Origin of the sequence: Olsenella kribbiana (genome assembly GCF_036408795.1) — a bacterium.
GTDB classification, from domain to species: domain Bacteria; phylum Actinomycetota; class Coriobacteriia; order Coriobacteriales; family Atopobiaceae; genus Olsenella_L; species Olsenella_L kribbiana.
Genome location: NZ_JAZGJP010000007.1, coordinates 92690 through 119586, shown reverse-complemented (window position 1 = coordinate 119586; position 26897 = coordinate 92690). Strand labels below are relative to the sequence as shown.

Annotated in this window: 20 protein-coding genes; 8 read left to right on the top strand and 12 right to left on the bottom strand. The window is 57.4% G+C overall.

The annotated features are described in order from the left end of the window. The first annotated feature begins 379 nt into the window (after nt 1-379). From VXJ24_RS06550 to yihA, 3 genes are all read left to right on the top strand, one after another. Entirely contained in the window at nt 380-508 is a 129-nt protein-coding gene (locus VXJ24_RS06550; protein ID WP_330972121.1) for a hypothetical protein, read from the top strand. A 597-nt stretch (nt 509-1105) separates the two neighbouring features. Continuing rightward, the gene (locus VXJ24_RS06545) at nt 1106-3274 is read left to right on the top strand and encodes a HelD family protein (RefSeq protein WP_330972120.1); all 2169 of its coding nucleotides are present in this window, start codon (nt 1106-1108) and stop codon (nt 3272-3274) included. Nucleotides 3275-3277: 3 nt separating this feature from the next. Then, a complete protein-coding gene (gene yihA / locus VXJ24_RS06540; protein WP_330972119.1) occupies nt 3278-3859 on the top strand; it encodes a ribosome biogenesis GTP-binding protein YihA/YsxC in 582 nt (193 codons plus the stop codon). 78 nt (nt 3860-3937) lie between these two features. Here yihA and VXJ24_RS06535 read toward each other — a convergent pair whose 3' ends face one another. From VXJ24_RS06535 to VXJ24_RS06510, 6 genes are all read right to left on the bottom strand, one after another. Then, complete coding sequence (locus tag VXJ24_RS06535) at nt 3938-4627, bottom strand: Spy0128 family protein (protein WP_330972118.1); 690 nt, start codon at nt 4625-4627, stop codon at nt 3938-3940. Between the two features lie 90 nt (nt 4628-4717). Beyond that, nucleotides 4718-5500, bottom strand: coding sequence for a class B sortase (locus VXJ24_RS06530; RefSeq protein ID WP_330972117.1), 783 nt, complete (start codon nt 5498-5500; stop codon nt 4718-4720). A 6-nt stretch (nt 5501-5506) separates the two neighbouring features. Continuing rightward, nucleotides 5507-6601, bottom strand: coding sequence for a DUF7601 domain-containing protein (locus tag VXJ24_RS06525; RefSeq protein ID WP_330972116.1), 1095 nt, complete (start codon nt 6599-6601; stop codon nt 5507-5509). 27 nt (nt 6602-6628) lie between these two features. After that, nucleotides 6629-7090 (bottom strand): signal peptidase I, encoded by a 462-nt coding sequence (gene lepB, locus VXJ24_RS06520; RefSeq protein WP_330972115.1) that lies wholly within the window; start codon nt 7088-7090, stop codon nt 6629-6631. Between the two features lie 95 nt (nt 7091-7185). Further along, a complete protein-coding gene (locus VXJ24_RS06515) occupies nt 7186-7464 on the bottom strand; it encodes a hypothetical protein (RefSeq protein WP_330972114.1) in 279 nt (92 codons plus the stop codon). 28 nt (nt 7465-7492) lie between these two features. Next, a complete protein-coding gene (locus tag VXJ24_RS06510; protein WP_330972113.1) occupies nt 7493-9754 on the bottom strand; it encodes a VWA domain-containing protein in 2262 nt (753 codons plus the stop codon). A gap of 194 nt (nt 9755-9948) precedes the next feature. On the opposite strand from VXJ24_RS06510, the gene VXJ24_RS06505 reads away from it, so the two are divergent. Further along, nucleotides 9949-10821, top strand: a complete 873-nt coding sequence (locus tag VXJ24_RS06505; protein WP_330972112.1) for a LytTR family transcriptional regulator — start codon at nt 9949-9951, stop codon at nt 10819-10821. Between the two features lie 650 nt (nt 10822-11471). Here the strand turns inward: VXJ24_RS06505 and VXJ24_RS06500 are convergent. Both VXJ24_RS06500 and VXJ24_RS06495 read right to left on the bottom strand, forming a co-directional pair. After that, nucleotides 11472-12773: an ATP-binding cassette domain-containing protein gene (locus VXJ24_RS06500; RefSeq protein ID WP_330972111.1), complete on the bottom strand. Its 1302-nt coding sequence runs from the start codon at nt 12771-12773 to the stop codon at nt 11472-11474. Between the two features lie 91 nt (nt 12774-12864). Then, nucleotides 12865-13932, bottom strand: a complete 1068-nt coding sequence (locus VXJ24_RS06495; RefSeq protein ID WP_330972110.1) for an ABC transporter substrate-binding protein — start codon at nt 13930-13932, stop codon at nt 12865-12867. Between the two features lie 125 nt (nt 13933-14057). Here VXJ24_RS06495 and VXJ24_RS06490 point away from each other — a divergent pair, with 125 nt between their 5' ends. Further along, nucleotides 14058-14321: a TM1266 family iron-only hydrogenase system putative regulator gene (locus VXJ24_RS06490; protein ID WP_330972109.1), complete on the top strand. Its 264-nt coding sequence runs from the start codon at nt 14058-14060 to the stop codon at nt 14319-14321. Between the two features lie 2 nt (nt 14322-14323). Then, entirely contained in the window at nt 14324-14506 is a 183-nt protein-coding gene (locus tag VXJ24_RS06485) for a hypothetical protein (protein ID WP_330972108.1), read from the top strand. A 151-nt stretch (nt 14507-14657) separates the two neighbouring features. On the opposite strand, the gene nifJ is transcribed toward VXJ24_RS06485, so the two are convergent. After that, nucleotides 14658-18215 carry a pyruvate:ferredoxin (flavodoxin) oxidoreductase gene (nifJ, locus tag VXJ24_RS06480; RefSeq protein WP_330972107.1) on the bottom strand — a complete coding sequence of 1186 codons (3558 nt, stop codon included), beginning with the start codon at nt 18213-18215 and terminating at the stop codon, nt 14658-14660. 703 nt (nt 18216-18918) lie between these two features. On the opposite strand from nifJ, the gene VXJ24_RS06475 reads away from it, so the two are divergent. Beyond that, entirely contained in the window at nt 18919-19962 is a 1044-nt protein-coding gene (locus VXJ24_RS06475) for a restriction system modified-DNA reader domain-containing protein (protein WP_330972106.1), read from the top strand. Between the two features lie 462 nt (nt 19963-20424). Then, nucleotides 20425-22581, top strand: coding sequence for a YgiQ family radical SAM protein (locus VXJ24_RS06470; RefSeq protein ID WP_330972105.1), 2157 nt, complete (start codon nt 20425-20427; stop codon nt 22579-22581). Nucleotides 22582-22636: 55 nt separating this feature from the next. Here VXJ24_RS06470 and VXJ24_RS06465 read toward each other — a convergent pair whose 3' ends face one another. From VXJ24_RS06465 to VXJ24_RS06455, 3 genes are read right to left on the bottom strand one after another with little or no spacing between them, the layout of a single operon-like run. Further along, a complete protein-coding gene (locus VXJ24_RS06465) occupies nt 22637-24445 on the bottom strand; it encodes an ABC transporter ATP-binding protein (protein ID WP_330972104.1) in 1809 nt (602 codons plus the stop codon). 1 nt (nt 24446) lies between these two features. Beyond that, nucleotides 24447-26231, bottom strand: a complete 1785-nt coding sequence (locus VXJ24_RS06460; RefSeq protein WP_330972103.1) for an ABC transporter ATP-binding protein — start codon at nt 26229-26231, stop codon at nt 24447-24449. Continuing rightward, nucleotides 26221-26706, bottom strand: coding sequence for a MarR family winged helix-turn-helix transcriptional regulator (locus tag VXJ24_RS06455; protein ID WP_330972102.1), 486 nt, complete (start codon nt 26704-26706; stop codon nt 26221-26223). Before VXJ24_RS06455 ends, VXJ24_RS06460 begins: the two co-directional genes overlap by 11 nt. Between the last annotated feature and the right edge of the window lie 191 nt (nt 26707-26897).

Sequence of the window (26897 nt, the reverse complement as noted above, 5' to 3'; positions counted from 1 at the left end):
GTGACCTCTGGCTCATGTGCGGAGAGATGCCATGTCCCGTGAACGGGATGTGCAGAAACAGATCATCGGGATGTTCAATTCCTGGTGATATTACCGTTCACTTCTTATTGAAAGAAAACATGTAGGGTTTTCAACAATGCCATGTCCTTGATTTCCCTAACCTTGTAGATGGCCCCTCTCGGGGCCGCTGGCCGACCTCCTCCGGACGGCCCTCTTGCCCCGCCTCCGAGAAGGCCCGGGGGTGTTGCCGCCGGAGGATGGTGCCCTGCAAGGGAAACGGCTGATAGGGATGTGCCGCGCGGCATGCCGTGCGGCAGGGCAATGTGGGTGTCGCGCTGGCAGGGACGGTGGCCAGCCGACCTATGAGGAGGTTGGCACCATGAAGCGCAGGCAGGAAGACTGGTTCGGGCCCCACGAGCTGTATCTCGGCGTGGATGTCGGGAAATCCTCCCACTGGGCTGTCGGGCTCGACCAGGAGGTCGAGATCCGGATCAGCCGGCGGGTGTAGGACCGTCTGGACGATGTCGACGCGCTGCTCGAGGAGGCAGGCGACGCCACCCTGGTCGTCGTGGACCAGAAGAACAACATCGGATCCTGAGCTGTAATCTTAAGACAGCACGCGTGGCCGGATCCGGAATGGCATCTGCGGCATCCCCGATATGTCCTGGCTCATAGCACAGGCACAGCAGAGGAAAAAGGCCCTGCGCTTCCCTATCCTTCAGCCTCCTGCATCCCAGACAGCCTTCCTGCTCCCCTGCGGACGGATTCATTGCCACATCTGAAAGTTTTTTCAACTAACAGACATATATCATAGCTTTCAGTCCTCTTTCATGGATATTGGAACAAATGCCTGCTCTGAAGAGCGTGCGGCAGCAGGGCAGATTCCCCTCCCTTCTCTGTCCGTGCATCCGGCACAGGAAGCCGCCCGGCAGCACGGATGCACTGCTGCCTCGAGCCTTGTCCGACGCTCCCATCCCGGCTGCCGCCCTCCCTCTGCCGTTTCTGGAGCTCTTCTGGAACAGGCAGGGCAGCCCGCGCTTTTGGGGCACAATTAATTACTGCTGAATTCACGCTGTGCCGTCCGCACGGCTCCAAGGAGGTCCACATGCCAGACATCCAGATACCGGAAGAGTTCGCAGACGATCCTGTCTTCAGGCAGGAACAGGAGCATCTCTGCGAAACCTACCAGAAGCTCACAGAGCTCAGAGACGAGCTCACCCATAGGCTCGAAGTCACCCACAAGGCAGCAGCGCAGGATCTGCGCGACATGTCCGAAGAGGTCACCCAGGACTTCGGCGGCGAAGACGAGGCGATGGAGACCCTTGCCGCCATCGAGACCCTGAACTCCGTTATCGATGCCTACAACCAGGCTCATGACTTCGACGTAGAGAAGCTGAGGCGCGTGCTGGTGCTTCTGAACCAGCCCTACTTCGCGAAGGTCTCGCTGCGCATGCGGCCCAACAGGCCGCCGCGCGACATCTACATCGGCGTCTCTGGCGTTATGGACAGGGATTCCCATCCTGTCGTTATCGACTGGAGGAGCCCAGTTGCCGAGACCTACTACAACCAGGAGATGGGCAAGACCTCCTATGAAGTGAACGGCAAGAAGCGCGAGGTGGAGCTGCTTCTGAGAAGGCAGTTCGACCTGCAGGGCGAGCGCCTCAGGATGTACTTCGATACGACGGTCGCTATCCAGGATTCGCTTCTGCTCAATGCCCTGAAGCAGCATCACTCGGAGAAGCTCCAGGCCATCACCGCCACGATCCAGAAGGAGCAGAATGCCGTCGTCCGCCATGAGGACATACCGGTCCTTCTCGTGAACGGCATTGCCGGCTCCGGCAAGACCTCCGTCATGCTCCAGCGCATCGCCTATCTCTTCTATCAGCAGAGGGAGACCTTGAATCCCCGCCAGGTCTATCTCTTCACGCCGAACGCCGTCTTCCAGCGCTACATCGATACAGTGCTCCCCTCCTTGGGAGAGTCCAATCCCCAGACCTTCACCTGGCGCGGCTTCCTTGTGCACGAAGGCATCCAGGACCGTGCAGACGGCACAAAGACCGATCCCGAAGAGCTTCTCAGGATGGAGAAGGCAATAGAAGGACTCGAGCTCGAAGAGGACGATATCCGTGGCGTCGGTATCGGCGACACCCAGCTCATCAAGGCATCGCAGGTGAAGAATGCCTTTGCCAAATTCCCGAGAACCCCTCTGGGACCACGCCTTGTGGCGCTCGTGAAGGATGTGCTCCATGAGAGGCTGAACCAGAGGCTTGCCGCCCTTGCGAAGGACGACGATGTCCACGAAGAGATGCTGGGCATAGACCTCGACGAGCAGGTGCAGATCTTCGGCGAGCCCATCAATCCCCTCGACGAGGAGGATACGGTCCGTCTTGCCAAGAAGTATGTGGAGGCACGCTACGCAGGCGCCCATGACACGATCGAAGCTGCAGGCTGGCTCAGGATCGACCGCATCGGCCAGAGGCTTGTAGGACACCAGCTCAATGCCGTGGAGTACCTGTATCTCCGCTCCCTCATCACCGGTGCCGGCGACCGCCAGGCCCGCTATGTGATGGTCGATGAGGTCCAGGACTATACCGCAGCGCAGCTCATGGTGATGGCACGCTACTTCTCAGGTGCCCACTTCATGCTCCTGGGCGACGAGCATCAGGCCATCCGGGAAGGCACTGCCACCTTCCAGGACATGAAGGATGTCTTCGTCCATGCAGGCTTCGGCGAGGAAGGCAAGGATATCCAGGAGCTCAGGCTCCTCACCTCCTACCGCTCCACCCCTGAAATCACCTCCCTCTTCATGGGGCTCTACGAGAAGGACGAGAACATCCACGCCACCTCGGTCCAGCGCGAAGGCACGAAGGCGCAGATCTTCGAGGCAAAGGATACCGAGAGCTATCTTGCCAAGCTCAAGGAGCTTGTGGATGAAGCGCACGATGCAGATGGCCTCACGGCCCTTGTCTGCGATACGTCAGCTCGTGCCAACTGGCTCGGAAAGCAGCTCGGGAAATCTGTCCGTGTCATGGAGCCAGATGATATCCTGCCTTTGAAGGGCGTTGTCGTCCTCGACCTCTCCCTTGCCAAGGGCCTGGAGTTCGATGCGGTCATCATCCCCGATGCGCAGGCAGAGGTCTATCCGGCAACGCCGCTTGCGAGACGGCGCCTCTATACCGCCATCTCCCGTGCCATGCACAAGGTCACTATCGTCAGCCAGGGAACCATCTCCGAGCTTCTTGCTCCGTATGCTCCCCAGATACAGGAGGTCTGATCCATGGGAATCCGCTATGAACAGGTCCGCTATCTTGCCTCGTATGGCACGGTCGAGCAGCTTCCGCAGTCGAAGGCTCCAGAGGTCTCCTTCGTCGGCCGCTCCAATGTAGGCAAGTCTTCCCTCATCAACAAGCTCTTCAACAGGAAGTCCCTTGCCAAGGTCTCAGGAAAGCCAGGAAAGACCGCCAATATCAACTTCTTCGAAGCTGATGGCATCCACTTCGTGGACCTTCCTGGCTATGGCTTCGCACAGCGCTCCCAGGCAGAGAAGCAGCGCTGGGCCGACCTCATCGATGCCTACTTCACAAGCGAACGCTCACACAATCTCGTGGTCGCCCTGGTGGACATCAGGCTCGATGCCCAGGCACTCGACCTCCAGATGATCGACTACCTGAAGGGAGCAGGCCTTCCCTTCATCATTGCCCTTACCAAGGCAGACAAGCTCTCCCGCCAGAAGCAGCAGGCACAGCTGAGGAAGCTTGCTGCTGCCTTCGGCGTCGACGAGATGGCTTGCGTCGTCACCTCGGCACAGACCGGTCTGGGCATCGATACCCTGAAGCGCTTCATCGAGCAGTCCTGCTAACCGTATAGCAAGGCCCTATACGAAGAGGCTCTTCCGGATATCCGGAAGAGCCTCTCTTCTTGCCTATGTACCGAGAAACTACTTCTCGTTCCTGCGCCGAGCAAACTTCATGCAGACCGCGATGCCGACGAAGGCGATTCCCAGCGCAGAGAGTGCCTGGATCATCGTGACAGAGTTCGTATCGGACGTATCCGGGTTCTTCTCTGCCTTCTGCTCAGCAGGCTTCTGCTCCGGTTTCGGCTCAGGCACTGCAGGTGCCGTGTACACGTTGTCAAACGTGCAGAGCTCGGCCCCGCCGACCTTCTTGCCAGACTCATCGAGCTCGTAGATGAATACCTTGGGTGTCAGCTTCTCCGTGTTGTCATTCCAGAACTGCACGGTCACCTGGTAGGTGCGCGTATCGTACTGCCAGTTCTCGGCAGTGCCTGCCGTCTGGGTCACCTTGTAGGAGTACTCGACTGGCTCATCTGCCGTGACAGCGAATGAAGCTTTGGCAGCTGCATCGAAGGTGAGCGCATCATCAGCAAGAGCCTTGGCACTTGCCTCGTTCTGAGGCGTAGCCGTAACCGTAAAACCGGGAACAGACTCAGCCGTATCGCCTGAGAGCGTGATCTCTACCGGGATGGAGGCTTCTGCCTTCTCATACGCATACGCGGGAGCTGCGGTTCCGGCAATGACGGCGCAGATGAGACCCAGAGCTGCCACGAACAAGGCGAGTCCGCGTGCACCGCTTCTGCGGAACGATCCAACTTTGCTCTGCCTGATCATATCCTTGTGTCCTTCTCTGTTGTAGCCGTGAACTGGGGGTTCCGGCATCCTGTATGCCTCATGCCTGCCCAGCGAGCAGGCACAGAATCGCTAGTCTCCTGCATTGTCCTGTGCATAGCGCGCAACCACCTTGCAGAGCACGATGGTCCTCGCATCCGTCGCATCGGAAGAGCAGGTCGAAAGCGAGATGATCTGATCTTCCGAAGAGAGGCTGCCTTCGCGGTAGTGCACAGCCGAGCTCTCCGCCTTCTGCACGACCTCTGCCACCTGTCCGTCTTCTGCAGGCGTCCCGAAGATGACCTGGTCGTAAGCATTGTCTGTGAGCACCGCGTCCACTTCGAGCTCGAGCGTTTCCTGCGGCAGGTACAGCTTGGCTGTCTTGTTCGCATCGAAGAAGCTCTGATCCAGGAAGAGGTCGAGGTCGCCGAACATCTTGTGAGCCACCATATGGTGTCCCATGATGACTTCATAGGGCTCGGTGAAGTTACGGTCACAGGCGCTGTCCAGGAAAAGAGATCCTGACGCAGAGCTTGCACCCGTCGCATCCTTGTCCAGATACTCGAAGTCATCGGCACCCTGGACGACGGGATAATCGATGCCTGTGTTGTCAACGGTAAGCCAGGCACAAACATCCGGGTTCATCGCAAGAAGCTCTCCGAACCCATATCCTCCAGGTCGGTACTGCGTGAGGTCTGACCCTTCCACAACCTGATAGGAATCATAGAGGGAATACCCTGCAAGTCCTCCGATCAGAAGAAGGACGATTGCCATGACCCACGTAGCAGCATGGTCAAAGATGCGGGCAGCACGGGCACCAGCTGTCTGGTGCCCGTACCTTCCATAGGTTCCGAAGGTGTCTGCTGCCGCACTCATCGCTCTTTAGAAGTCCTCGCCAGCGTGACGACGACGGGAGATAACGAGGGCTGCACCACCTGCAACTGCAACCGTAGCAACTGCGACGAACGGGAGGGTGTTCATCGTGATGCCGGTCTGGGAAGCGAAGCCCTTGTTATTGGTAAAGGCAACAGTATCGCCGTCAGCGCTAATTGTTCCCTTAGCAGTCGGTGTCGTGCCCTTCTTCACGGTCGATTCGGCCTCATCGCTATCCTTGATATCGGTGCTGTCGTAGTCCTGAGTATCGGTCTCCTCGACCGTATACTTTGCATTCTCAGGAAGGTTCTTGATTTCAATCTGCTGATTGTGCTTGAGATAGAAAGTATCGCCGCTCTTGATGGTTCCCTTGTCATTCTCAGTGGCGCCGTCACCAGTAATGACATAGTCATACGAGCCTTTTGCACCTTCGAGAGTCAGCTTATAAGTAAATTGATCCCCGGTATTTGCTGCAGCACCGGCAACCTTCTTTGAAACTTTAAGGCTGTCATTCTTAGCTGCAGTGTTCTTAAAGTTTGCAGGAGTCTTTGTCGTCTTGCCGTCGACGGTCTTCTGAACACCAACACTCTCAATTACGGGAGTAGAGTTCGTGGGGTAGTCTTCAGGCATGGTAACAACGACAGTTACTGTATACGTGTTATCGTCATACTTAATGTTGGGATTGCTAGTATTCTCTTCCTTGACCTCAAAGTTATAAACACCAGGAGTAGTGAAGTTATATCCAGCAAGAAGAGTCTTTGCATCAAGACTTGCCTTTGAAACAGTCCCTGCTGCATTCTTTGCCCACTCAGAAGAAAGCGTAACGATCTTTGTATCAGTTGAGAGTTTGCTCTCGGTATAATCCCAAGAACCGACTTTAGACCCACCGATGTATTTCACATCAAACTTGAAAGTCTCTGTATTGTTGAACTGTGTAGCAGATGCAGCGTCCCATTCCTTGTTCAAGACGGTGGTTCCAGCAACAGTGCTGGAAGCTTCATCGTTGAACGAGACAGCAAATGCAGTTGCCGGCATGAATGCCATGGTGCCTGCAAGCACTGCAGCAGTAGCGATGCTCCCAAACTTCTTCGTAGTGAACTTCATGATGAATCCCTTCCTCTAAGGACTTACCTATATCTCACGGAGTCTGAGGAGTGCTATGAGCTTTCCTCTGACCTCGTTAAGACCAACCGGACCAAGCTCTCTCGAGTCTTGGGTAGAGCTTCTGTCGTCGTTGAGGATGAAGTACTGCCCATCCCCCAGGACAACCGGGTATTCGAAGGAACCCGATCCTTTCTCTGTGGCTCCCTGCGTGACCGAAGCCTGCAGGTTGCCGTTGACGAGAAGGTCTCCGTCATCGTCAATCTCGACCGAATCTCCTGGCTGTGCAACCACACGTCCGAGCTGAAGCACTCCGCTGTGTTCGTACACGACCAGATCGTTCGTCTCAAGCGAGTCGAAGATCCTCGTCGTCAGTGCCAGGTCCCCATCTCCTGCCGTCGGCCGCATTGCATTGCCTGCAACCCGGAAGAACCCGAAGACCGTAGAGAAGACCAGATACAGAGCTCCAACGAATATCAGGAGCTTGAGCAAGGTACCCGCTACCGACCTCTGGGTCTCGAAGCGTCTTCTTCGCTTCTCGATTGCCTCGTGAGTCGGAGCTTGGAGAATATCTGCATGGAACCCTTCTAGCCACGAATCCGTTGTGGATTTCTGACTACGAGAGGTCTCGTTTCGTCGGAGGGGGATGACGTCAGGTGCTGCTGTCTGGCTTCTTTGAGAAGAGCCTCGTAGCGAACTTCCTGTTCGCGGTAGAGCTGCCGGTACATCTCGTCCAGCCTCTCTATTACGTGCCATACCTCCCGCTCGTCCACTCCCATGAGGCTGTGCCGCCATGTGAGCTGGTCGAGCTTCTGCGCTATGAGCTCCAGGGATAGCTCCTGCGGATCTTGGGGCTCTTGTGCCATCTGGCCCTGGCGCCCAGTGCTCTGCCGTCTACTTCTCCTTTCGCTCGCCATGGTTCTTCCTTATGGCAGCTGCTGCAAGCGTTGCTGCACCTGCTGCAGCCACACCAAGAAGCACGCCCTGAGATGTAGTGGAGATATCAAGACCAGTGTCCGGAGCAATTTTTATCTGGTTAGTGTAGACAACTTCCGTGGTTCCGCCATCTGCAACAGTCGCACGGACTTTCTTGTCCTGGCCGTCCTTAAAGGTCGTAGTAGTGTTGCCGACCTCGGCCACAGTCGTCATCTGCGCATTTGGAGTATCCGAAGCACGCTCAGTGATATCGATGGCCTTACCGGCAGGAACATTGTCCAGCTCGATTTTCTCACCGTTGGTGAGATCGACAGTCGCCTTACCATCGCTATCGAACGAGATGGTTTTGTTTCCACTCGTGAACTCTTTGTTCTTGAGCTCGGGGCAGCTCAGATCGAACTTAAACGTGTCGGAAGTGTTTGCAGCATTGCCCTTGATCTTCTTCGTAAGAGTCAGCTTACCGGACTGGAAAGTATTCTCGATGTTCTGGCCGCTGTACTCAGTGAAGAGGTTCTTGAAGGTGACACCGGCGGCCTTAGTGGTCTCTGTCCAACCACTGATTGGCTCCTCATCGATGGTGTAGGAATGACCATCAGGACCAGTGGCAACATCAACCGTGGTCGCCCAGTTGCCAGCGGCATCCGGCTGCACAGTCACTGTCTTATAGTCATGACCGTCCTGCTTAATCTTAAGCGTGATGGAGCTCGGCTTGTCGCCTTCGCCAACCCAGGTCTTCGTGATGACAAGCTTAGATGTCGGAACATCTACCTGACGCGATGGAATAGCAACAGGGTCCTGGACGGTCGGGTCACCAGCTTTACCGTCCTTCGTAATCACAGTGCTATAGGCAAGCTGCGCCATTTTATTGGTATCAACAGTTGTAACTGGAGTCTCGTCACCCGCCGGAGCAGCAGCATTGTATGCTTCCTGCTTAAGCTTGACTTCGAAGCTTACGGAATAGGTCACGTTTGGATCAAGCGTGCGGTTGCCGAGATCCCATACAACACTGTCATTCTCGACATAGGCAGCAGGTGCATCGCCCCAAGTCTCGCCACCCTTCGTATAGGTAAATGTCGGCTCGTTAGAATCCGTGGGGAGAACATATTCCACAAAATCAGAATTGGGGTCAGTGATCTTGACGTTGGTATAAGAAATGCTCGACTGGATAGTCGTGACAATTTTGTTGAACGCATTGTTGAGAGCGGTACTATCCGAACCGTCTATTGCAGCTCCGTCCGGCGAAGCATTTGTGCGGCCAGCAAAGCTGTTCATGCTAGATTTGGCATCAGAGCCGGTATAGATTGCATAGAAGCCATAGACATTGTCTGGCCTCGCATTTGCCGTATTGACAGCATCAGTGACAAAATCATCGAGGTAGCTCAAGTTTTTCTGGCTCTCGGTGCCATCACCATAGCGATAACCATTGTACATGCCATACGTCGGCTTGCCATCAGACAGGAAGACGATATAAGTAGGAGTAGACTTCTCTGCCGGATCCGCAGCCTTTTCATTCGCCTTTGCGAGAGCATCTGCCCAGTTCGTGCCACCATCAGCAACGGTTCCATTCACAAGGCTCTTGAAGTCATCAGCATGTCCTGCGCCGTAATAATCGCTTACCTCATTGCCATTATCTGAGAATGTCTCGAGGGCAATCTTCACGGTGCTATCGGACGAAGAGATGAGTTGGTCGGCAAGATTAGAAAGTGCCTGCTTCGCTACATCCAAACGAGTCACATCGGTAGATTGCTTATAGCGCTGACCTGTATACTCCACCTGGTTGCCATCTGAATCGGTATAGTAATAGGTATAGCTCCACCAACTGATCTCTCTAGTAAGCTGCACATATTCGCCGTTAACAAGACCATATTGTCCACCGTTGCCCCAGCTATCTTCTGCGACATAGTGCACAGTGCCAGAGTGGCTGACAACCTGGTCCATCGATCCAGAAGTATCGAGGACAACGATGACATTCGCACTGGTCGTAGACTGGCTTGCGTCAGTCTTGCCCGTAACGCTGAGCGTAATCGTAATCTTGCCTGTTTTAGGATCAAGCACGGCAGTTTTTGCGTGATCAGGCGCAGGCAGCGAGAGCGTGCTGTCTGCATATGCAGGCACAGGCACGGCGAAGAGCCCCACTGCCGCGATGATTGCGACAGCAGCCACAAGTGCCTTCTGAACGAGATGCAATGCTGGATGTGTCCATTCAAGCGTCTTCTTCATGAGCAGCCTCATATGCTTTCGTTATTGCCTGTGTGTAGGACGAACTGTGTCTTTTTTTAACAGCAAACTTTTTCCTTAAAGCCACTTTGGTCTGAATGACGCCCAAACAGGATTGAAAGAAAATGAATCAATCAGCACTTTCAGATAAGCTTGATGCTGTTCTTATATTCCTCATGTTGCGGATAAGAGGCAGCTTGCTCAGGTCCGATCCGACATCCATCTCGCGGGAGTTCATCCTCCAGCTGATGGCCTGCCACGTGAAGGAATGCATCCCCTTTCTTGCAGAGGACTGCACCTTTGCCGGGCCTTTTGCTGCAGCGCCAGGATCTGGCAAATCTGCAATCGTCGACTTCTGCGTCAAGGCGCAGCCCCTGCTTGCACAGCTTGAATATGCGATAGATTCCAACTCCAGCATCTACCGTGATACGCATACCTGTGTCACGCTCGTCTGCGCTCGGGTGCTGCGTCAGGACAAGCCTGATATCAATGGGCGCGCAACGCTTATCTGGCGGCTCACTGCCCAAGGCCCGAAGCTTGTGCATCTGCACATCTCGGCACCTGTGCTCGAGCACACATCCGAGGGCATCCGGGAATTCTTCGTGAAAGACTCCAGGAATATGCAGCCGGTCTCCCTTCTGCCGGAAGAAAAGCCCCTCATCCTGAAGGATTCTGATAGCGTGACCCATGTCGTAGTGCCACGTTCCGTGCTCTATCTCGAAGCGCAGCACCAGTATGTCTGTGTCTGCCAGAAGACAGAGCGTTTCAGAATCCGCGATTCGCTTACCAACCTGCTCAGCCGTTTCCCTGGCTATTTCGTGCGGGTGCACAGAAGCTACGCCGTAAATGTCCTGTATGTCTCGAAGGTATCCCGTGAGGAGATACAGCTCGGCGATTTCGAGAAGGTCCCGATTCCCCTGAAGCAGTCTGCCCAAATACGCGAGAAGGTGCTTTCTGTCCTGAATGACACACTCGCCGCTGCGCATGCGGAATCACAGGACGCGACAAGCACACTGCCTCAGGGAGCACCCCCCGAACATACTTCCGCCTCAGAAGATGTCTCTGGGTGAAGCAGACGATGACCTGGACCCCGTATTCCGCACAACCGATTCGGAATCGCGAAACAGTTCGATTCCGCCCGGCAGCGGGCCACGGTCGGAACGGGGCTCCATATATGATCGATGGCAGGTTCGCGAAGGAAGAGCGCGCCCATCCCATCCCGCTGGATGCGGTGGACGAGGTCAGGACGGAATCGCTCGTCTGCTCGGAGCGGCTCAGGGAAGAATGCATGAGACGCTGCCATGAAGGCAGAAAGCCGCGGAGAGGCAGAGGGCCATCAGGGCGCGCGGGAAGGCCGAGATGGCAGAGAGGCCCGTTTTGGACACATATGGCCGGACCAGGGGCCTGGCCTTCCCGACGGCATCCGAACAGGCCCAGGGAGCCCGGAATCCGGCAGTCCATGTCCAGGCAGGCCTGCTGCTGGGACAATGCATGCATCGGGAGCTTCTGGGGACGGATGGAGGAGCAGATGGGAGACGCGGCGCATCTCCCTCCGAGGGGGCCATGGCGCCTGCCGGCAGGCACGCCGACTGCTGCAGCGATCGCAGGGGGCAGGAGCGTCCAGGATGGCTGACCCCCATGGAGCATGCAGGAAGGTTCACTGCCTAGCAGTGTGCGGAGATTGGGGTCCACCTCAACAGCAAGATTCTGCTTTCTGCGCCTAGCGGCCGAAAAGCTCGAGCTCCTCAGCAGCTACAAGCTCCCGGTCTCCCTGTGCATGGGAGGCAACGATGAGCGTGCGGCCTTCCAGATGCCTCAGGATGAAGGCAGCAGCCTCCTTATGTGTTCTTTCGTCGAGCGAGGCGAAGGGCTCATCGAGAAGCACAAGCCCTGATGCATGGGCAAGGGCACGGACAAGCTCGACGCGCCGTCTCTGGCCTCCCGAAAGCTCGCTCACGGCCCTGCCCAGACAATCCTCGGGCAGAAGCTCCCGAAGAAGCGCTTCCGCCTCATCGCATACGAGCACAGAAGTGAGCTCCACATTCTCTTCAGGCGTATAGGCCTCTACAAGCCGTGCCTCCTGGCACATGAGCGATATGTCGTGTGGGCATTCTATCGAGCCTGAGAGCGGCTCTGAGAGCCCCGATACACAGCTGATGAAGGTTGTCTTGCCGGCACCCGAGGCATCCGTCAGGATCCATCTTGTGCCTGCCGGAAGCGTGAAGGCCAGATGTTGTGCCAGAACCGTCGGAGATGCCCCATCTGCCGCAGGATATCCCAATGTGAGATCGCGAACAGACACCTTGGCTGAAGCATCTCCAGATTCTGCCTTGCGCCGTCCTCTGAGTGCTAGACGAAGTGCTCCCTTGCCGCTTGCCTTGAGCAGTGCCAGGAAGACCCTCTCGCAGGCCCAGGATACTGCCACGATCGCTATGGTCCAGGCAAAGAGGTCTGCTGTCTCAAGCAGGAGCTTCGACTGGTAGACTGCCTCGCCGATCGTGCCCCGGGGAGTGCCTATGACCTCAGCTGCCACGCCTGCCTTCCATGCCATCCCGCACACATTCCTCGCGGTCCCCAGAAGGAAGGGCAGAAGCTGCTGCCAGGTATCAGCGAGAAATATCCTCATGCCCGATGTCTGCATTGCATGCAGGAGCTCGCGGAGCTTGGGGTCCTGGGCATCGAGCCCTTCAAGCATGCTGAAATAGACCGCAGGGAATACCGCCAGAAACACTGCGAGTCCTGAGACCTTCTTCGAGCCTACCCAGAGGAGCAAAAGCACGATGATGCAGACAAGGGGAATCGATTTCAGGGCATCGAAGAAGGGTGCCAGAAGCTCGCGCATGAGCCTATACCTGTGGGAGAGGAAGCCCAGCACGAGCGCCACAGCAAAGCCTGCAAGGAATCCTGCCAGGATATGCGCAAACGAGAGCGCAAGCGCTTCCCAGAAGGCAGGATCGGGCACAAAGCTCACCAGGCGCAGCACCGTATCGATGGGTCCTGCAAAGAGGATCGGACTCCCCACAAGAAGGCTCGCTGCCTCCCAGACCAAAATCCAGAAGGCAGCGACAGCAATGTGCGAGGTCCAGCTTGAATGCTTCTTCTCAGGCACAGAGCTAGGCATTGTAGTAGAAGTCGTCCTCAGGAAGAGCTCCGCCCACAGAGCTTGCATCCGCATCATAGAGCACCTGGAGGTAGCCTGAGAGCCCGTCTTTCATTTCGTCGCCGGTCATGCATACGATGTTGCACTGCGGTATTGCTTTCTCGGCAATAGGCTCCTTTGCGACGATGCCAGCCTCGACGACAAGCGCTGCCGTTCCTGCCACGTCGTCTGTGCACTTCCGGACAGACTCTGCATGGCGGGAGAGGAAGTCGGCCACGGCCTGCGGATGCTGCTCCGCAAACTCGGAGCGCACGATTGTGGCGCCCATCACATAGAGGGAGCCGGTGTCTCCTGCGTACTTCTCCCACACATCCGTAAGGTCGATAGGAGCAGAGAGCGCAGAGTTCTGGGCAAGCGTCGCCGTCGTGAAGGGCTGCGGAAGCACACCCACGGCCGAAGGATCCGAGGCAAGCACCGATGCCACCTCGGTGTGCTCGCTCTGCCACTCCATCGTGACGGAGTCTGCGATGCCTGCCTGCTCGAGGAGATAGTTCATAACGTACTCAGGAGAGGAGCCCTTGCCGGAGATGTAGACGGTCTTGCCGGCGAGGTCCTCGAACTGCTGGATGGAGGAGTCTCCCGTGACGACAGAGAGGACACCAAGCGTGTTGAGGTCGATGACCTGGACCTTGCCCTTCGTCTTGTTGTAGAGGACAGCTGCCGCATTCGAAGGAATGAGGGCGATATCTGCCGTGCCCTGAATCACGAGCGGCAGCACCTCGTCAGGAGCAGAGGACATCTGGTAGGCATAGGTGATTCCAGAGCCTTCCTCAGCCTCTCCTGCCTGGGAGAGATCCCCTCCGTCAGCAGGAATGCCTGCCGTATCGTTCATCATGTTCACAAGGCCGATGGTCGTGGGGCCCTTGAGAGATGCAACACGGACGACAACGTCGTCTGTCTTCTCTTCGGTCTGCGTGGTGGAAGATGCGGTCTGAGAGGAATTGCCGCAGGCTCCGAGGAAGCCCGTAAGTCCAAGACCAGCCATTGCCGCAAGAACCTCGCGGCGTGTCATGTTCTGCATATGCAATGCCTTCCTGTCATGCAGCACCGCTCGTGCTGCCTTCCAAATCGGGTACATATGAGTATAACGCCGCATGGAAGACTCAGTCCAAGCGGACATGAAGCCCGACTGAAAGAAGGCACCCTTTGAAGACCCGTGTCGCCGTTATCGGCATCATCGTGGAAGATCCCAGCTCTGTCAGTGCCCTGAACGACCTTCTGCATGAGTATGCATCCTGCATCATTGGCCGCATGGGCATCCCCTACCGTGCCCATCACCTGAACGTTATCAGCGTCGCTGTCGATGCGACGGATGACACGATCTCTGCCCTGGCAGGACGCATCGGGTCGCTTCCCGGCATCTCTGCGAAGGCAGCCTATTCGAACGCCTATACCGACGACGAGGAGTAGCCATGGGAGTGCATGAGATATCAGGAGACGAGCTCGATGCCTATCTGGCCTGCCCCGACTGCCCGGTCTGCGGCTCTGACGACGTGACCTGCACGCAGAGCTACCCGGATGGCCTTGGCAACATTATCAATGTCTATCTCTGCAACAAGTGCGGACACGTCTGGAGCGAAGCCACGCCGGCATAGAAGCGCACGCATATACAAGCAGCGCCCCATCCAGCACAGGCTGGTTGGGGCGCTTTCATGTCGTGGGCAAATAGCAGCTTCACAAAAGAAGGACCGGAGCCTTTCGGTTCCGGTCCTTCGAGCTTACATCAGGCTCTGAAGCGCGTATGCCTTATGCGTCGGCGTACATATCCTTGAGCTTGAGCAGGTGCGCGTAGCGCTCCATGGCAGCTTCCTCGTTCTCGGCGAAGAGCTCCTTTGCACGCTCCGGGAAGGAGCGGGTCAGGGAAGCGTAGCGTGCCTCGTTCATCAGGAAGTCCTGATAGCCACCCTTCGGCTCCTTGGAGTCGAGCGTGAACTTCTTGCCTTCCGGTGCAGCGGGGTTGAAGCGGAAGAGGTTCCAGTAGCCGCAGTCCACGGCACGCTTCATCTCTTCCTGGCAGTGCATCATGCCGCCCTTCTTGATGGAGTGCATCTCGCAGGGGCTGTAGCCGATGACCAGCGACGGTCCGTCGTAGGCCTCAGCCTCGGCAATGGCCTTGAGGGTCTGAGCCATATTGGCGCCCATGGCAACCTGTGCCACGTAGACGTAGCCGTAGCTCATCTCGATCTCGGCAAGGGACTTCTTCTTCGTGGTCTTGCCGGCAGCAGCGAACTGCGCGACCTGGCCGAGGTTGGAAGCCTTGGATGCCTGGCCACCCGTGTTGGAGTAGACCTCGGTATCGAAGACGAAGACATTGACATTGCGGCCAGAGGCGAGGACATGGTCGAGTCCGCCGAAGCCGATATCGTATGCCCAGCCGTCGCCGCCGAAGATCCAGAAGGACTTCTTGGACAGGAAGGACTTGTCCGCGAGAATCTCCTTGGCAGCATCGGAGCCGTTGTCCTCGAGCTGTGCGATGTAGGCGTCAGCAGCAGCACGGGACTTCAGGGAATCATTGCGGTTCTCGAGCCATGCAGTTGCAGCGTCCTTGAAGGAGTCAGACAGGCCCTCGGTCTCGAGCAGCTTCTCAGTTGCTGCGACCAGACGGTTCTGCTCTGCCTCGTAGCCAACCTCGAGTCCCATGCCATGCTCAGCATTGTCCTCGAAGAGCGAGTTGTTCCAAGCCGGACCATGGCCGTTAGCGTTGACCGTGTACGGCGAGGTTGCTGCCGGGTTGCCCCAGATCGAGGAGCAGCCGGTGGCGTTGGAGATGAACATGCGGTCGCCGAAGAGCTGGGTGACAAGGCGTGCATAGGACGTCTCGGCGCAGCCTGCGCAGGAGCCGGAGAACTCGAGCAGCGGCTTGTGGTACTGAGATGCCTTCGGGGTCTTGTCATTGGCAAGCTCGGACTTCTCGGAGACCTTGTTGACGGCGTAATCCCAGACCTCTGCCTGAGCAGCTTCCTCCTCCTGAGGAACCATGGTGAGGGCGCCGCCCTCCTTCACATCAGACTTCGGGCAGACGTACAGGCAGTTGTAGCAGCCCATGCAGTCGAGCGGGGAGACAGCGATCGTGAACTTGTAGCCGGTGCCCTTCGGGACCTTGAGGTCGGTCATCTGCATCTGAGCAGGTGCAGCAGCAGCCTCATCGGCGTTCATGACAACCGGACGGATGGTTGCGTGCGGGCAGACGAAGGCGCAGCTGTTGCACTGGATGCACTTCGAGGAATCCCAGCGAGGAACCATGACAGCGGTGCCGCGCTTCTCGTAGGCAGAAGCGCCGAGCTCCCACTGGCCATCCGGGTTCTGCTTGAAGGCAGAGACGGGCAGGGAGTCGCCGTCCATCAGGTTGATCGGGGTGAGGAGATCCTTGACCTGCTTGACGATAGCCTCGCGGCCCTCGAGCGTCAGGGTCTTCGGTGCATCCTGAGCATCTGCCCAGTCAGCAGGCACCTCGAACTTGTGGAATGCGGTTGCGCCGGCATCGATTGCCTTCCAGTTGGCCTCGACAATGGCCTGGCCCTTCTTGGCATAGGACTTCTCAGCAGCATCCTTCATGTACTGGAGAGCATCCTCAGCAGGCAGGACCTTGGCGAGAGCGAAGAACGCGGACTGAAGGACCGTGTTCGTGCGCTTGCCCATGCCAACCTTGGCAGCAAGGTCGATAGCGTCGATCAGGTAGACGGAGATGTTGTTCTTCGCGATGTAGCGCTTTGCCTCGGCAGGAAGCTTCTCGGCGAACTCTTCGTCAGACCACTGGCAGTTCACGAGGAAGGTGCCGCCCGGCTTGACATCGCGGACCATCTTGAAGCCCTTGATGATGTAGGAGGGGTTGTGGCAGGCGACGAAGTCGGCCTTCGTGACGTAGTACGGCGAGCGGATCGGGGAATCGCCGAAGCGCAGGTGGGAGATCGTCACGCCGCCGGTCTTCTTGGAGTCATACTGGAAGTATGCCTGGACATACTTGTCGGTATGGTCGCCGATGATCTTGATGGAGTTCTTGTTCGCGCCGACCGTGCCGTCGCCGCCGAGACCCCAGAACTTGCACTCGATGGTGCCAGGGGCTGCGGTGTTCGGAGCATCCGGATCCATCGGGAGCGAGAGGTTCGTGAGATCGTCGACGATGCCGATCGTGAACTCGCGCTTCGGCTGGTCCTTCTTGAGCTCCTCGTAGACGGAGAATGCTGCCGCAGGCGGCTCGTCCTTCGAGCCCAGGCCATAGCGGCCGCCGGTCACGACGAGGTCAGAGCGGCCTGCCTCGTAGAGAGCAGCGACGACATCCTCGTAGAGCGGCTCGCCGATGGAGCCCGGCTCCTTGGTGCGGTCGAGGACAGCGATCTTCTTGACGGTCTTCGGGAGTGCTGCCACGAAGGACTTGATGTCGAACGGACGGTACAGGCGGACCTTCACGAGGCCGACCTTCTCGCCGTGGGCGTTGAGGTAGTCGATGACCTCCTCGAGCGTATCGCAGAAGGAGCCCATGCAGACGACGACGCGGTCTGCGTCCTCGGCGCCATAGTAGTCGAACAGGTGATAGCTCGTGCCGAGCTTCGCGTTGATCTTGTCCATGTATGCCTGGACGATCTCAGGAAGCTTGTCGTAGGTCGCGTTGCAGGCCTCACGATGCTGGAAGAAGATATCGCCGTTCTCGTGCGCGCCACGGGCATGCGGATGCTCAGGGTTGAGTGCGTGGTCACGGAAGCGCTGGACAGCGTCCATGTCGAGCATGTCCTTGAGGTCGTCGAAGTCCCACATAGCGACCTTCTGGATCTCGTGGGACGTGCGGAAGCCGTCGAAGAAGTTCAGGAACGGCACGCCGCCCTCGATGGCAGCAAGGTGTGCCACAGGAGCGAGGTCCATGACCTCCTGGACATTACCCTCAGCGAGCATGGCAAAGCCGGTCTGGCGGCAAGCCATGACATCAGAGTGATCGCCGAAGATGTTCAGAGCATGGGTCGCGACCGTACGGGCGCTGACGTGGAAGACTGCAGGCAGTCCCTCAGCAGCGATCTTGTACATGTTCGGGATCATGAGGAGCAGGCCCTGAGATGCCGTGTAGGTGGTCGTCAGAGCACCAGCACCAAGGGAACCGTGCACGGTGCCTGAAGCACCTGCCTCAGACTCCATCTCGACAACCTTGACAGGCGTGCCGAAGATGTTCTTCAGGCCCTGGGCTGCCCACTGATCGACGTGGTCTGCCATTGGGCTGGACGGGGTGATCGGGTAGATGCCCGCCACCTCGGTGAACGCATACGAGACCCACGCAGCGGCCTCGTTGCCGTCCATCGACTTGAACTTTCTTGCCATATCCTCTCCTTCGAAGCGATACGGTCCGCCTTGCGGCGGCTGTGCAAACGTGCGGCCGCAGGACAAGTCCTGCAGCACTTTACGCGCCCAAACCGGTACTTCCCAATACGGATTGAACCCATACGGCATCTATGATACCGCATAGAAACGCGCTCGGCACGCAATTCGGCCTTCCCTCTCGGACTGTGCTGGCTACCAGCGCATACACCTTCCTCGAGTTCCAGTCAATGCGGCGTATACCCAAGATGTGTGCTCTATTTCAGCAGGTAAAAGGCTTGCACAAGGAAACTGGCTGCTGCAGAAAAACTGTCAGATAGCCCATTCGGACGCCTATGCACGCAAACAACAGCCTGAAGAACGTTCACCAGCTTATTCTTCCACTCACAAAAATATGCTTGACAATATGCAGATTGATGTAATCCATTCTTCTGGATAATCTCACCCCGTCAGACACCATCCAGCATTCCAGTGCAGATTGCCCAGATGCTTAGTATTCTAAAAACATAGGACAGAAGGAGCCATCAAAGCCAAGCGCAATCATGCTGCCATACCGTTCGCCGCAGGCAAGAGTCTCTGGCTTTGTTGTACAACAATTTTCTTTCAGCTCTGTATAAAGTCGCGAATAGCGTTCAAGCCCCATCGGCAACGCAGAGCACTTAAAGGCCATGCTGGACGGAGATGGCATCATCGAGAGGAGACTCAGATGCTCTATCTGATGGACGATGAAGATCAAGGCAATGTTGTTGAGAAGACATTCGCTGAATTGGGCATGAAGGAAAGCGACGTCGAAGACCTCCTCCGCAAGCACATTGAATTGGTATGTGATGATGACGAGAACATGCTCGTCATTGGCGAACAGGTTGTGAATGAGGAAAAGGCCAGAAGCGATCTTACTGCTCTGGATGGGGATGGCAACATCGTCCTTATTGAAATCAAGAGAGACCCAGCCGATATCAAGATGCGTGCTGAGGCTTTCGAATTCCAGGCAATTCGATATGCAGCCACCTGTGCTAGCATCACAACAATTGATGAGCTTGTCCAATATGTCTATGGCCGCTACGTCGAACAGCACAAGGGCGAATTCACTGATACCGACAAGCTCACGTCAACAGAAGTTGCTACACGCAAGCTCAACCAGTTCATCGACGACAATGATATTCAGACCTTCAATGCGCAACAGCGCATCATTCTTGTTGCCTCTGATTTTGACGACCAGACTATCTCTGCTGTTGCCTGGCTCGATGCAAACAATGTCGATATCTCCTGCTATCGTCTGACCCCTTATCAGGTCGGAGATAATACGCTGATTCACTCCACAAAGATTCTGCCGCTTGGCTCCTATCAAGACCTCTATGTTGGCGTCTCGCACACCACCTCCCAAACAAGCAAATCAAGAAGGGTGAGCGGACGCACAAGGAAGAGCAAGCCAAGAATCAAGCAGCTCATTGAAGCTGGAGTCGTAGACGTAGGCGCGACCCTTTATGCCAAGAATCATGAAGATCAGCGCGTAACTCTACTGCAGGATGGAAAAGTAAAGCTCGCTTCTGGCAATGTCATCAGTCTCAATGCGTGGCTTCAAGGTATATATGGATGGAGCTCAGTAGACGTATATGAGTGGGCCATCGATGAAAAGACCCACAAGACACTTGATGAGCTCAGAAACGCATGGCTCATCGCCCAAGCGAAGGCCGACGCTCAAGAGGAATCAGACGCGCAGACAGAAGAAAATACGTCCACAGCAGAGTAAGTCCTCTTGTATTCCCCGCAAAGAGAATCGTGTTGTCTGTTCAGAAGTCCTCGCGCATTTGCAGGGACTCCTTCGTATCTCGGAGCAATGCGTTTTACCCTACACGCCAACTTCCAGGAACATGGTGTAGGGTAAAAATGGCACAAGAGACCTACCTCCTTGTCATCTAAGGCCAGCCAGATAGCTACCAAGCAACATCTCGTAAGGACTCACTGCAATGCCAGATCGCTCTCCTGTAGGACAGCAGTAGGGATGGCTTAACGACCCAATCTCGGAAAATTTGCGATATATGGGTCGTTAAAGCCCCTTTCTACATATCCCTGAAAGCCTTGCGGCGGCCGCAAGCTCCTTTCTCCTCCCTGTGCATTGCACAGCTAGCACACTACATCTTCCCATCTCATCTCCCCTTCCATCCGCTATCGTTATGCTGACAGTTCTTTAGATCCAAGGGGCGTGTGAGCCATGCAGAAATACGGACCGAAGCCTTCAGGCAGGAAGGGACCCGAACAGAAGAAGGGGCCGTCTGCCCATGAGCACAGCCATGCGCATGCACAGGGCGCAGGCAAGCCCAAGGCACAGCACCAGCATGCTCCGAAGGCACTTCATGCACAGCATGCGCCGCAGCAGAAGGCAGAGCATCACTCGAAGCACGGAGGACCTGTTCCTCCCGTGACGCCGAAGCCTACCCGCGACCAGTTCATGCCGGTCTCGAAGGCTGACATGGAAGCGCGTGGCTGGGACCAGTGCGACTTCGTCTTCGTAATCGGCGATGCCTATGTGGACCATCCATCATTCGCCCCTGCCATCATCTCCCGTGTCCTCGAGGAGCATGGCTACCGTGTCGGCATCATCCCCCAGCCCGACTGGCACGATCCTGCCTCTGTCACGATCCTGGGAGAGCCGAAGCTCGGCTTCCTCATCTGCGGCGGCAACATGGACTCGATGGTCCTGCATTACACCGTGGCAAAGCACCACAGAACCGAGGACTTCTACACCCCTGGTGGCGTCATGGGCAAGCGCCCGGACCATGCTGACGTGGTCTATGGCAACCTCATCAGGCGCACGTACAAGCACACGCCGATCATCCTGGGCGGCATCGAGGCATCGCTCAGACGGCTTGCCCACTATGACTACTGGTCTGACAAGCTGAAGCGCTCGATACTCCTCGATTCCGGTGCCGACCTTATCGTCTATGGCATGGGAGAGCGCCAGATTGTGGAGATCGCAGATGCCCTTGCCTCCGGCATAGAAGCAAAAGACATCTCCTGGATCCAGGGAACGGTCTACCGTGCCCGGAGCTATGAGCAGTGCGACCGGCCTGTGATCCTTCCCTCCTGGGACGAACTCAACAGCGACAAGAAGGTCTACGCAGAGTCGTTCGGCATCCAGTGCCGAAACCTCAATCCGTTCCTTTCGCACGCGCTTGTCGAGCCCTATCCGCATGACATCTACGTGATCCAGAACCCGCCGGCAAAGCCGCTCTCCACAGAGGAGCTCGATGAAGTCTATGAGCTTCCCTATACGCGTGCATCGCATCCGATGTATGACGCAGAAGGCGGCATCCCTGCCTTGAAGGAAGTGAAGTTCTCCCTTGCAAGCAACAGGGGCTGCCTCGGCGAGTGCGCCTTCTGCGCCCTCAACTTCCATCAGGGCAGGATCATCCAGGCCAGAAGCGAGGAATCGCTCCTGCGCGAGGCTGAGGCCATGACCCACGATCCCGACTTCAAGGGCTATATCCACGATGTGGGAGGGCCGACGGCCCAGTTCATGGTCCGCGCCTGCCAGAAGCAGGCAACGGCAGGCGCCTGCACGAACAGGCGCTGCCTGTCGCCTACCCCCTGCAAGAACCTCACGGTCTCCCACAAGCGCTATGTGCACCTCTTGAGGAAGCTCCGCGAGCTTCCAGGAGTGAAGAAGGTCTTCATCCGAAGCGGCATCCGCTTCGACTATGCGATGCTCGATACCGACCATACCTTCATCAAGGAGCTGGCCGAATACCACACCTCAGGACAGCTGCGCCTGGCGCCTGAGCATGTATGCTCTGAGGTCCTCGATGTGATGGGCAAGCCTTCGAACGATCTCTATGAGGGGTTCTGCAAGGAATTCGAGAAGTACAGCAAGGAGGCAGGCAAGGAGCAGTATGTCCTTCCCTACCTCATGAGCAGCCACCCGGGATCGACGATGCAGGTGGCCGTGAAGCTTGCCGAGTTCTGCCGCGACCTTGGCTACAACCCCGAGCAGGTAAGCGACTTCTACCCCACGCCTTCCACGGTCTCGACCTGCATCTTCTACACTGGGCTCGACCCCAGGACGATGAAGCCGGTCTACTGCCCCACTAACCCGCATGAGAAGGCTATGCAGCGTGCCCTCATCCAGTACCGCGACCCGAACAACTACGACCTTGTCGTCGAGGCCCTCCACAAGGCGCATCGCGAGGACCTCATCGGCTATGGACCGAAGTGCCTCGTGAAGCCGACAAGGCCACCCCGGCAGGAAAAGGGCGCTCCGCACCATCACCACGGCAAGGGACCGAAACCCCAGCAGGCGAGCAAGCGCACACAGCAAGCCGGCAGGAAGCCGCAAGGCCACAATACGCACCAGAGAAGCCAGCATAGGTAGCAGAAAGCCTCGGACGCAGGTGTCCGAGGCTTTCTTCGTGCGTATATGAGCTGTTCTACTCGAGCTCGAGGGCACCGGTTGCAAGCTCCCAGTACTCGCCCTTCTGGGCCAGGAGCTCCTCATGCGTGCCACGCTCGACAATCTTTCCGTGCTCGAGCACCATGATCGCGTTCGCATTGCGCACGGTCGAGAGACGGTGGGCGATAACGAAGACAGTGCGACCCTGCATGAGGGCATCCATGCCACGCTGAATCAGGGCTTCGGTACGTGTATCGACGCTCGATGTTGCCTCATCGAGGATCAGGACCGGCGGGTCTGCCACGGCAGCACGGGCGATTGCAAGAAGCTGGCGCTGGCCCTGCGAGAGGTTCGCACCGTCTGCTGCAATCTTCGTATCGTAGCCCTTGGGAAGGCGGCTGATGAAGGAGTCGGCATTGGCAATCTTTGCTGCCTTCCGCACTTCCTCATCAGTTGCGTCGAGCTTGCCGAAGCGGATGTTGTCTGCAACGGTCCCCTCGAAGAGGTGCGTGTCCTGAAGGACCATGCCGAGAGACTCCCTGAGGGCTCCCAGCTGCATGTCGGAAATATCGATCCCGTCGTAGGTGATCTGACCTGCATTCAGCGCATAGAAGCGGTTGATGAGGTTCGTGATCGTCGTCTTGCCAGCACCCGTGGAACCGACAAAGGCAATCTTCTGGCCTGGCTTTGCATAGAGGGAGAGATCCTTGAGCACGGTCTGTCCCGGCACATAGCCGAAGGTCACGTCGTGGAAGCGCACATCGCCCTTGAGAGGCACCTCTTCGCCGTCTTCCTTCTTCCAGGCCCACTCATCCCTTGCCGTGCAGACAAGGCGCACCGTGCCCTCGTCCTCTTCCTGCGGAAGCTCGAGCACCTGGAAGATGCGCTCGGCTCCGGCCAGGGCGGTCAGCATGAACGAGCCCAGCTGCGTGAACTGGTTGATCGGCATCGCTGCCTGGCGCACGAAAACAAGATAGCTTGCCAGAGATCCTGCATCCATGGAGCCGGAAAGCGCAAGGAACGCTCCTGCCACGGCGACGATTGCGTAGTTCGCATAGCTGATCGAGACCGTTGCCGGAATCATCGTGGCAGCATAGGCCTGGGCAGAGGTTCCCGACTTCTGGAGGCTTGCGTTCAAGGCCCTGAAGCCTGCCATATTCTCCTTCTCATGGTTGAAGACCTTCACGACCTTCTGGCCAGAGATCATCTCCTCGACGTAGCCATCAAGCTCTCCCAGAGTCTTCTGCTGCTTGGAGAAGAGGCGCTTCGAGCGCGTGCCCGAGAAGCGGATATAGAAGAAGATCACGATATCGCAGGCAACGGTGATGAGTGTGAGCCTCCAGTCGAGGACGAAGAGGAGGATGAGCGTGCCCACCATCTGGATGCCAGCCTGCACCATGGCGGCAAAGCCGTTGTTCAAGGCCTCGGAGACAGTATCCACATCGTTCGTGAAGAAGCTCATCGCGTCACCCGTACGGGTACGGTCGAACCAGGAGAGCGGCAGGTGCTCCATATGCGCGAAGAGATCGCGGCGCATATCGAAGACGACCTTCTGCGCTGCCCTCACCATGATCTGCGTATAGCCCACGGCAGAGGCGACGCCCAGGGCATAGATGATGGCCGTGAGCACGACGAGGTGCACGAAGCGGCCATACTCCCCTGCCGCCACGGCATTCACGACCGGCTTGATCATGTACGTGCCGAAGAGGTTGCCGGCACCTGCGATGGTCACGAGCACGGCGACCGCGAGCATCTGCATCTTTGCATGGCCCATGTATCCCAGAAGGATCCTGAGGGTATGCCGGAGGTTTTCGGGACGCGCCGGAGCTGCTCCTCTTCCTGCCATCTCATGCCTCCTTTCCGAGCATGCCCTGCGAGTGGCAGAGCTCCTGATAGATCGGGTCTTTTGCCAGAAGCTCCTCGTGCGTGCCGAAGCCTTCGATCTTTCCGTCATCCAATATCAGGATCTTGTCTGCTTCGGCCACAGATGCCACGCGCTGGGCGACGATGACCTTCGTGACATCGGTGAGCTCTGCAAGATGCTTCCTGATCCTTGCATCTGTTGTCATGTCCACAGCGCTCGTGGAATCATCGAAGACCAGGACCTTCGGCTTCTTCAGGAGCGTGCGCGCGATGCAGAGGCGCTGGCGCTGGCCGCCTGAGACATTCGACCCTCCATGTCCCAGGTCTCCGTCCAGGCCGCCGATGCGCTTGAGGAACTCGTCTGCACAGGCAATCCGGCAGGCTTCGAGGAGCTCTGCATCCGTTGCCTCCTCATTGCCCCATTTCAGGTTCTCCCTCACCGTGCCGGTGAAGAGCACGTTCTTCTGGAGCACGATGCCAACAGCATCGCGCAGGGCCGGCAATGCATAGTCGCGTACATCGTGTCCCCCGACCTCGACCGTACCTTCGGAGACATCGTAGAGGCGTGCCAGCAGCTGCACGAGGGAGCTCTTGCCGGAGCCCGTGCCGCCAAGGATGCCCAGGGTCCCTCCGGCAGGGACCGCAAAGCTGATATGCGAGAGCACCGGCTTTTCCGCATCGGCTGCGTACTGGAAGCTCACGTCCCTGAACGCGATGCTGCCATCAGGCACCTGCCCGAGCGCCTTGCCACGGGGCAGCTGTGCTAACACCGGCGTCTCTTCAAGCACCTCGCCCACGCGGTGGATGCTCGTGAGCGCGCGCGCCAGCAGCAGGAACACATTGGAGAACATGTTGAGCGAGTTCATGATCAGGAGCACGTAGCTCATGAAGCCGGTGAGCGCGCCCACCCCGAGCTCTCCTGCCAGGATGAGCTGGCCTCCGAACCACAGGAGCGCGACGCTCGTCACGTTCATCGAGAGCTGGAAGACTGGCAGGTTCAAGACGGCTGTAGAGAACGTCTGGGTAGCCGTGCCGGCAAGCTTCCTGTTGACCTCGGCAAAGCGCTCCTCGGCCCAAGGCTCCCGCACGTAGGCCTTGATGGCACGTATCGCGACAAGATTCTCCTCGAGGACGGAATTGAGCCGGTCCATCGAGGTCTGGAGCTTCGCGAAGAGCGGCGCTGCATGCGAGACAATAAGGAAGAGCGCAAACGCCAGGCAGGGCAGGACGACGACAAAGACGACCGCAAGCCTCGCGCTCATGGAGAAGGACAGAACGAGCCCCATAACAAGCATGACAGGGCTGCGCAGAAGCGGCCTGAAGCCCTGGACCAGCGCATTCTGTATCACCGTGATGTCGGTCGTGAGACGCGTCACCAGAGACGAGGTCTCGAACGAGTCGAGATTCGCGAACGAGAGCTTCTGCACATGGGCGTAGGCTGCCTCGCGCAGGTTCGCGCCAAACCCCATCGAGGCAATAGCGGAAAAGCGCGCATAGCCAAGGCCCAGCAGGCCCGCGATGACAGCAAGGGCAACCATCTCGGCACCGACGAGGAAGATGCCGTGCACATCCTGGGCAGGAATCTCCACGTCCACCATCTGCGCCATCATGAACGGGATGAAGAGCTCGAGCGTCGCCTCGGCAAAGGCGCATACGGTTGCAATGAGGAAAGCACGGCGGTAGGGCTTCAGGGCAGCGCCCACGATCTTGAGATCGGCCGCCCCTGCGCTTTGAGCCTTTCTGCCGGCAATGGCTTCTCTAGGCACCATGCGCCTCCTTCTTCTCCAGGCACGCGAAGCTGTCATGGATATTCGCGAGCCCCTTCGCAAGCGCCTGCCTCTCCTCTTCCGTGAGGCCGGAAAGCATGATGTCATCCGCTTCATCGCAGGCTGCCTCCCAGACAGCAAGCGCTTCATGGCCTTTCTGGGTGAGCTCTGCCTGCCTCATGCGGGCATCGGACCCCTTGAAGATACGGACAAAGCCGCCTTTCAGCAGGGAGTCGAACATGCGCGACACGGCTGCACAGTCGATCTCGAAGAAGCGTGCGATATCGGACTGCGACGAAGGTCCGTGCACGGCGAGATAGCTCAGCACCTTCGGCTGTCCCGGACCCAGGCCGGCATGGGCGACCTGGGCCCTGAGATAGTTCGTCTGGGCATGGTAGGCCCTGACCACCAGCATGTGCATATCGGTGAGGGTGCGGCCCTCCCGGGGCGCTTCGGCTCCCCTTTCATCTTCAGACATTGCCAGCTCCACTCTTTGACATATCAATGTTTTGCAAGACAAAGCTTACTCTAGCCGTAACTAGCATGTCAGATTGAATGGGGCTTTACATAGAGTTGTCACAGAGCAGGCCGGGGCCCTGCGATGCAGAAGGGTCCCGGCCTGTCAATTCTAAATCTGCCCATGTATCAGAGCTGAGAGGTCAGTCCGCC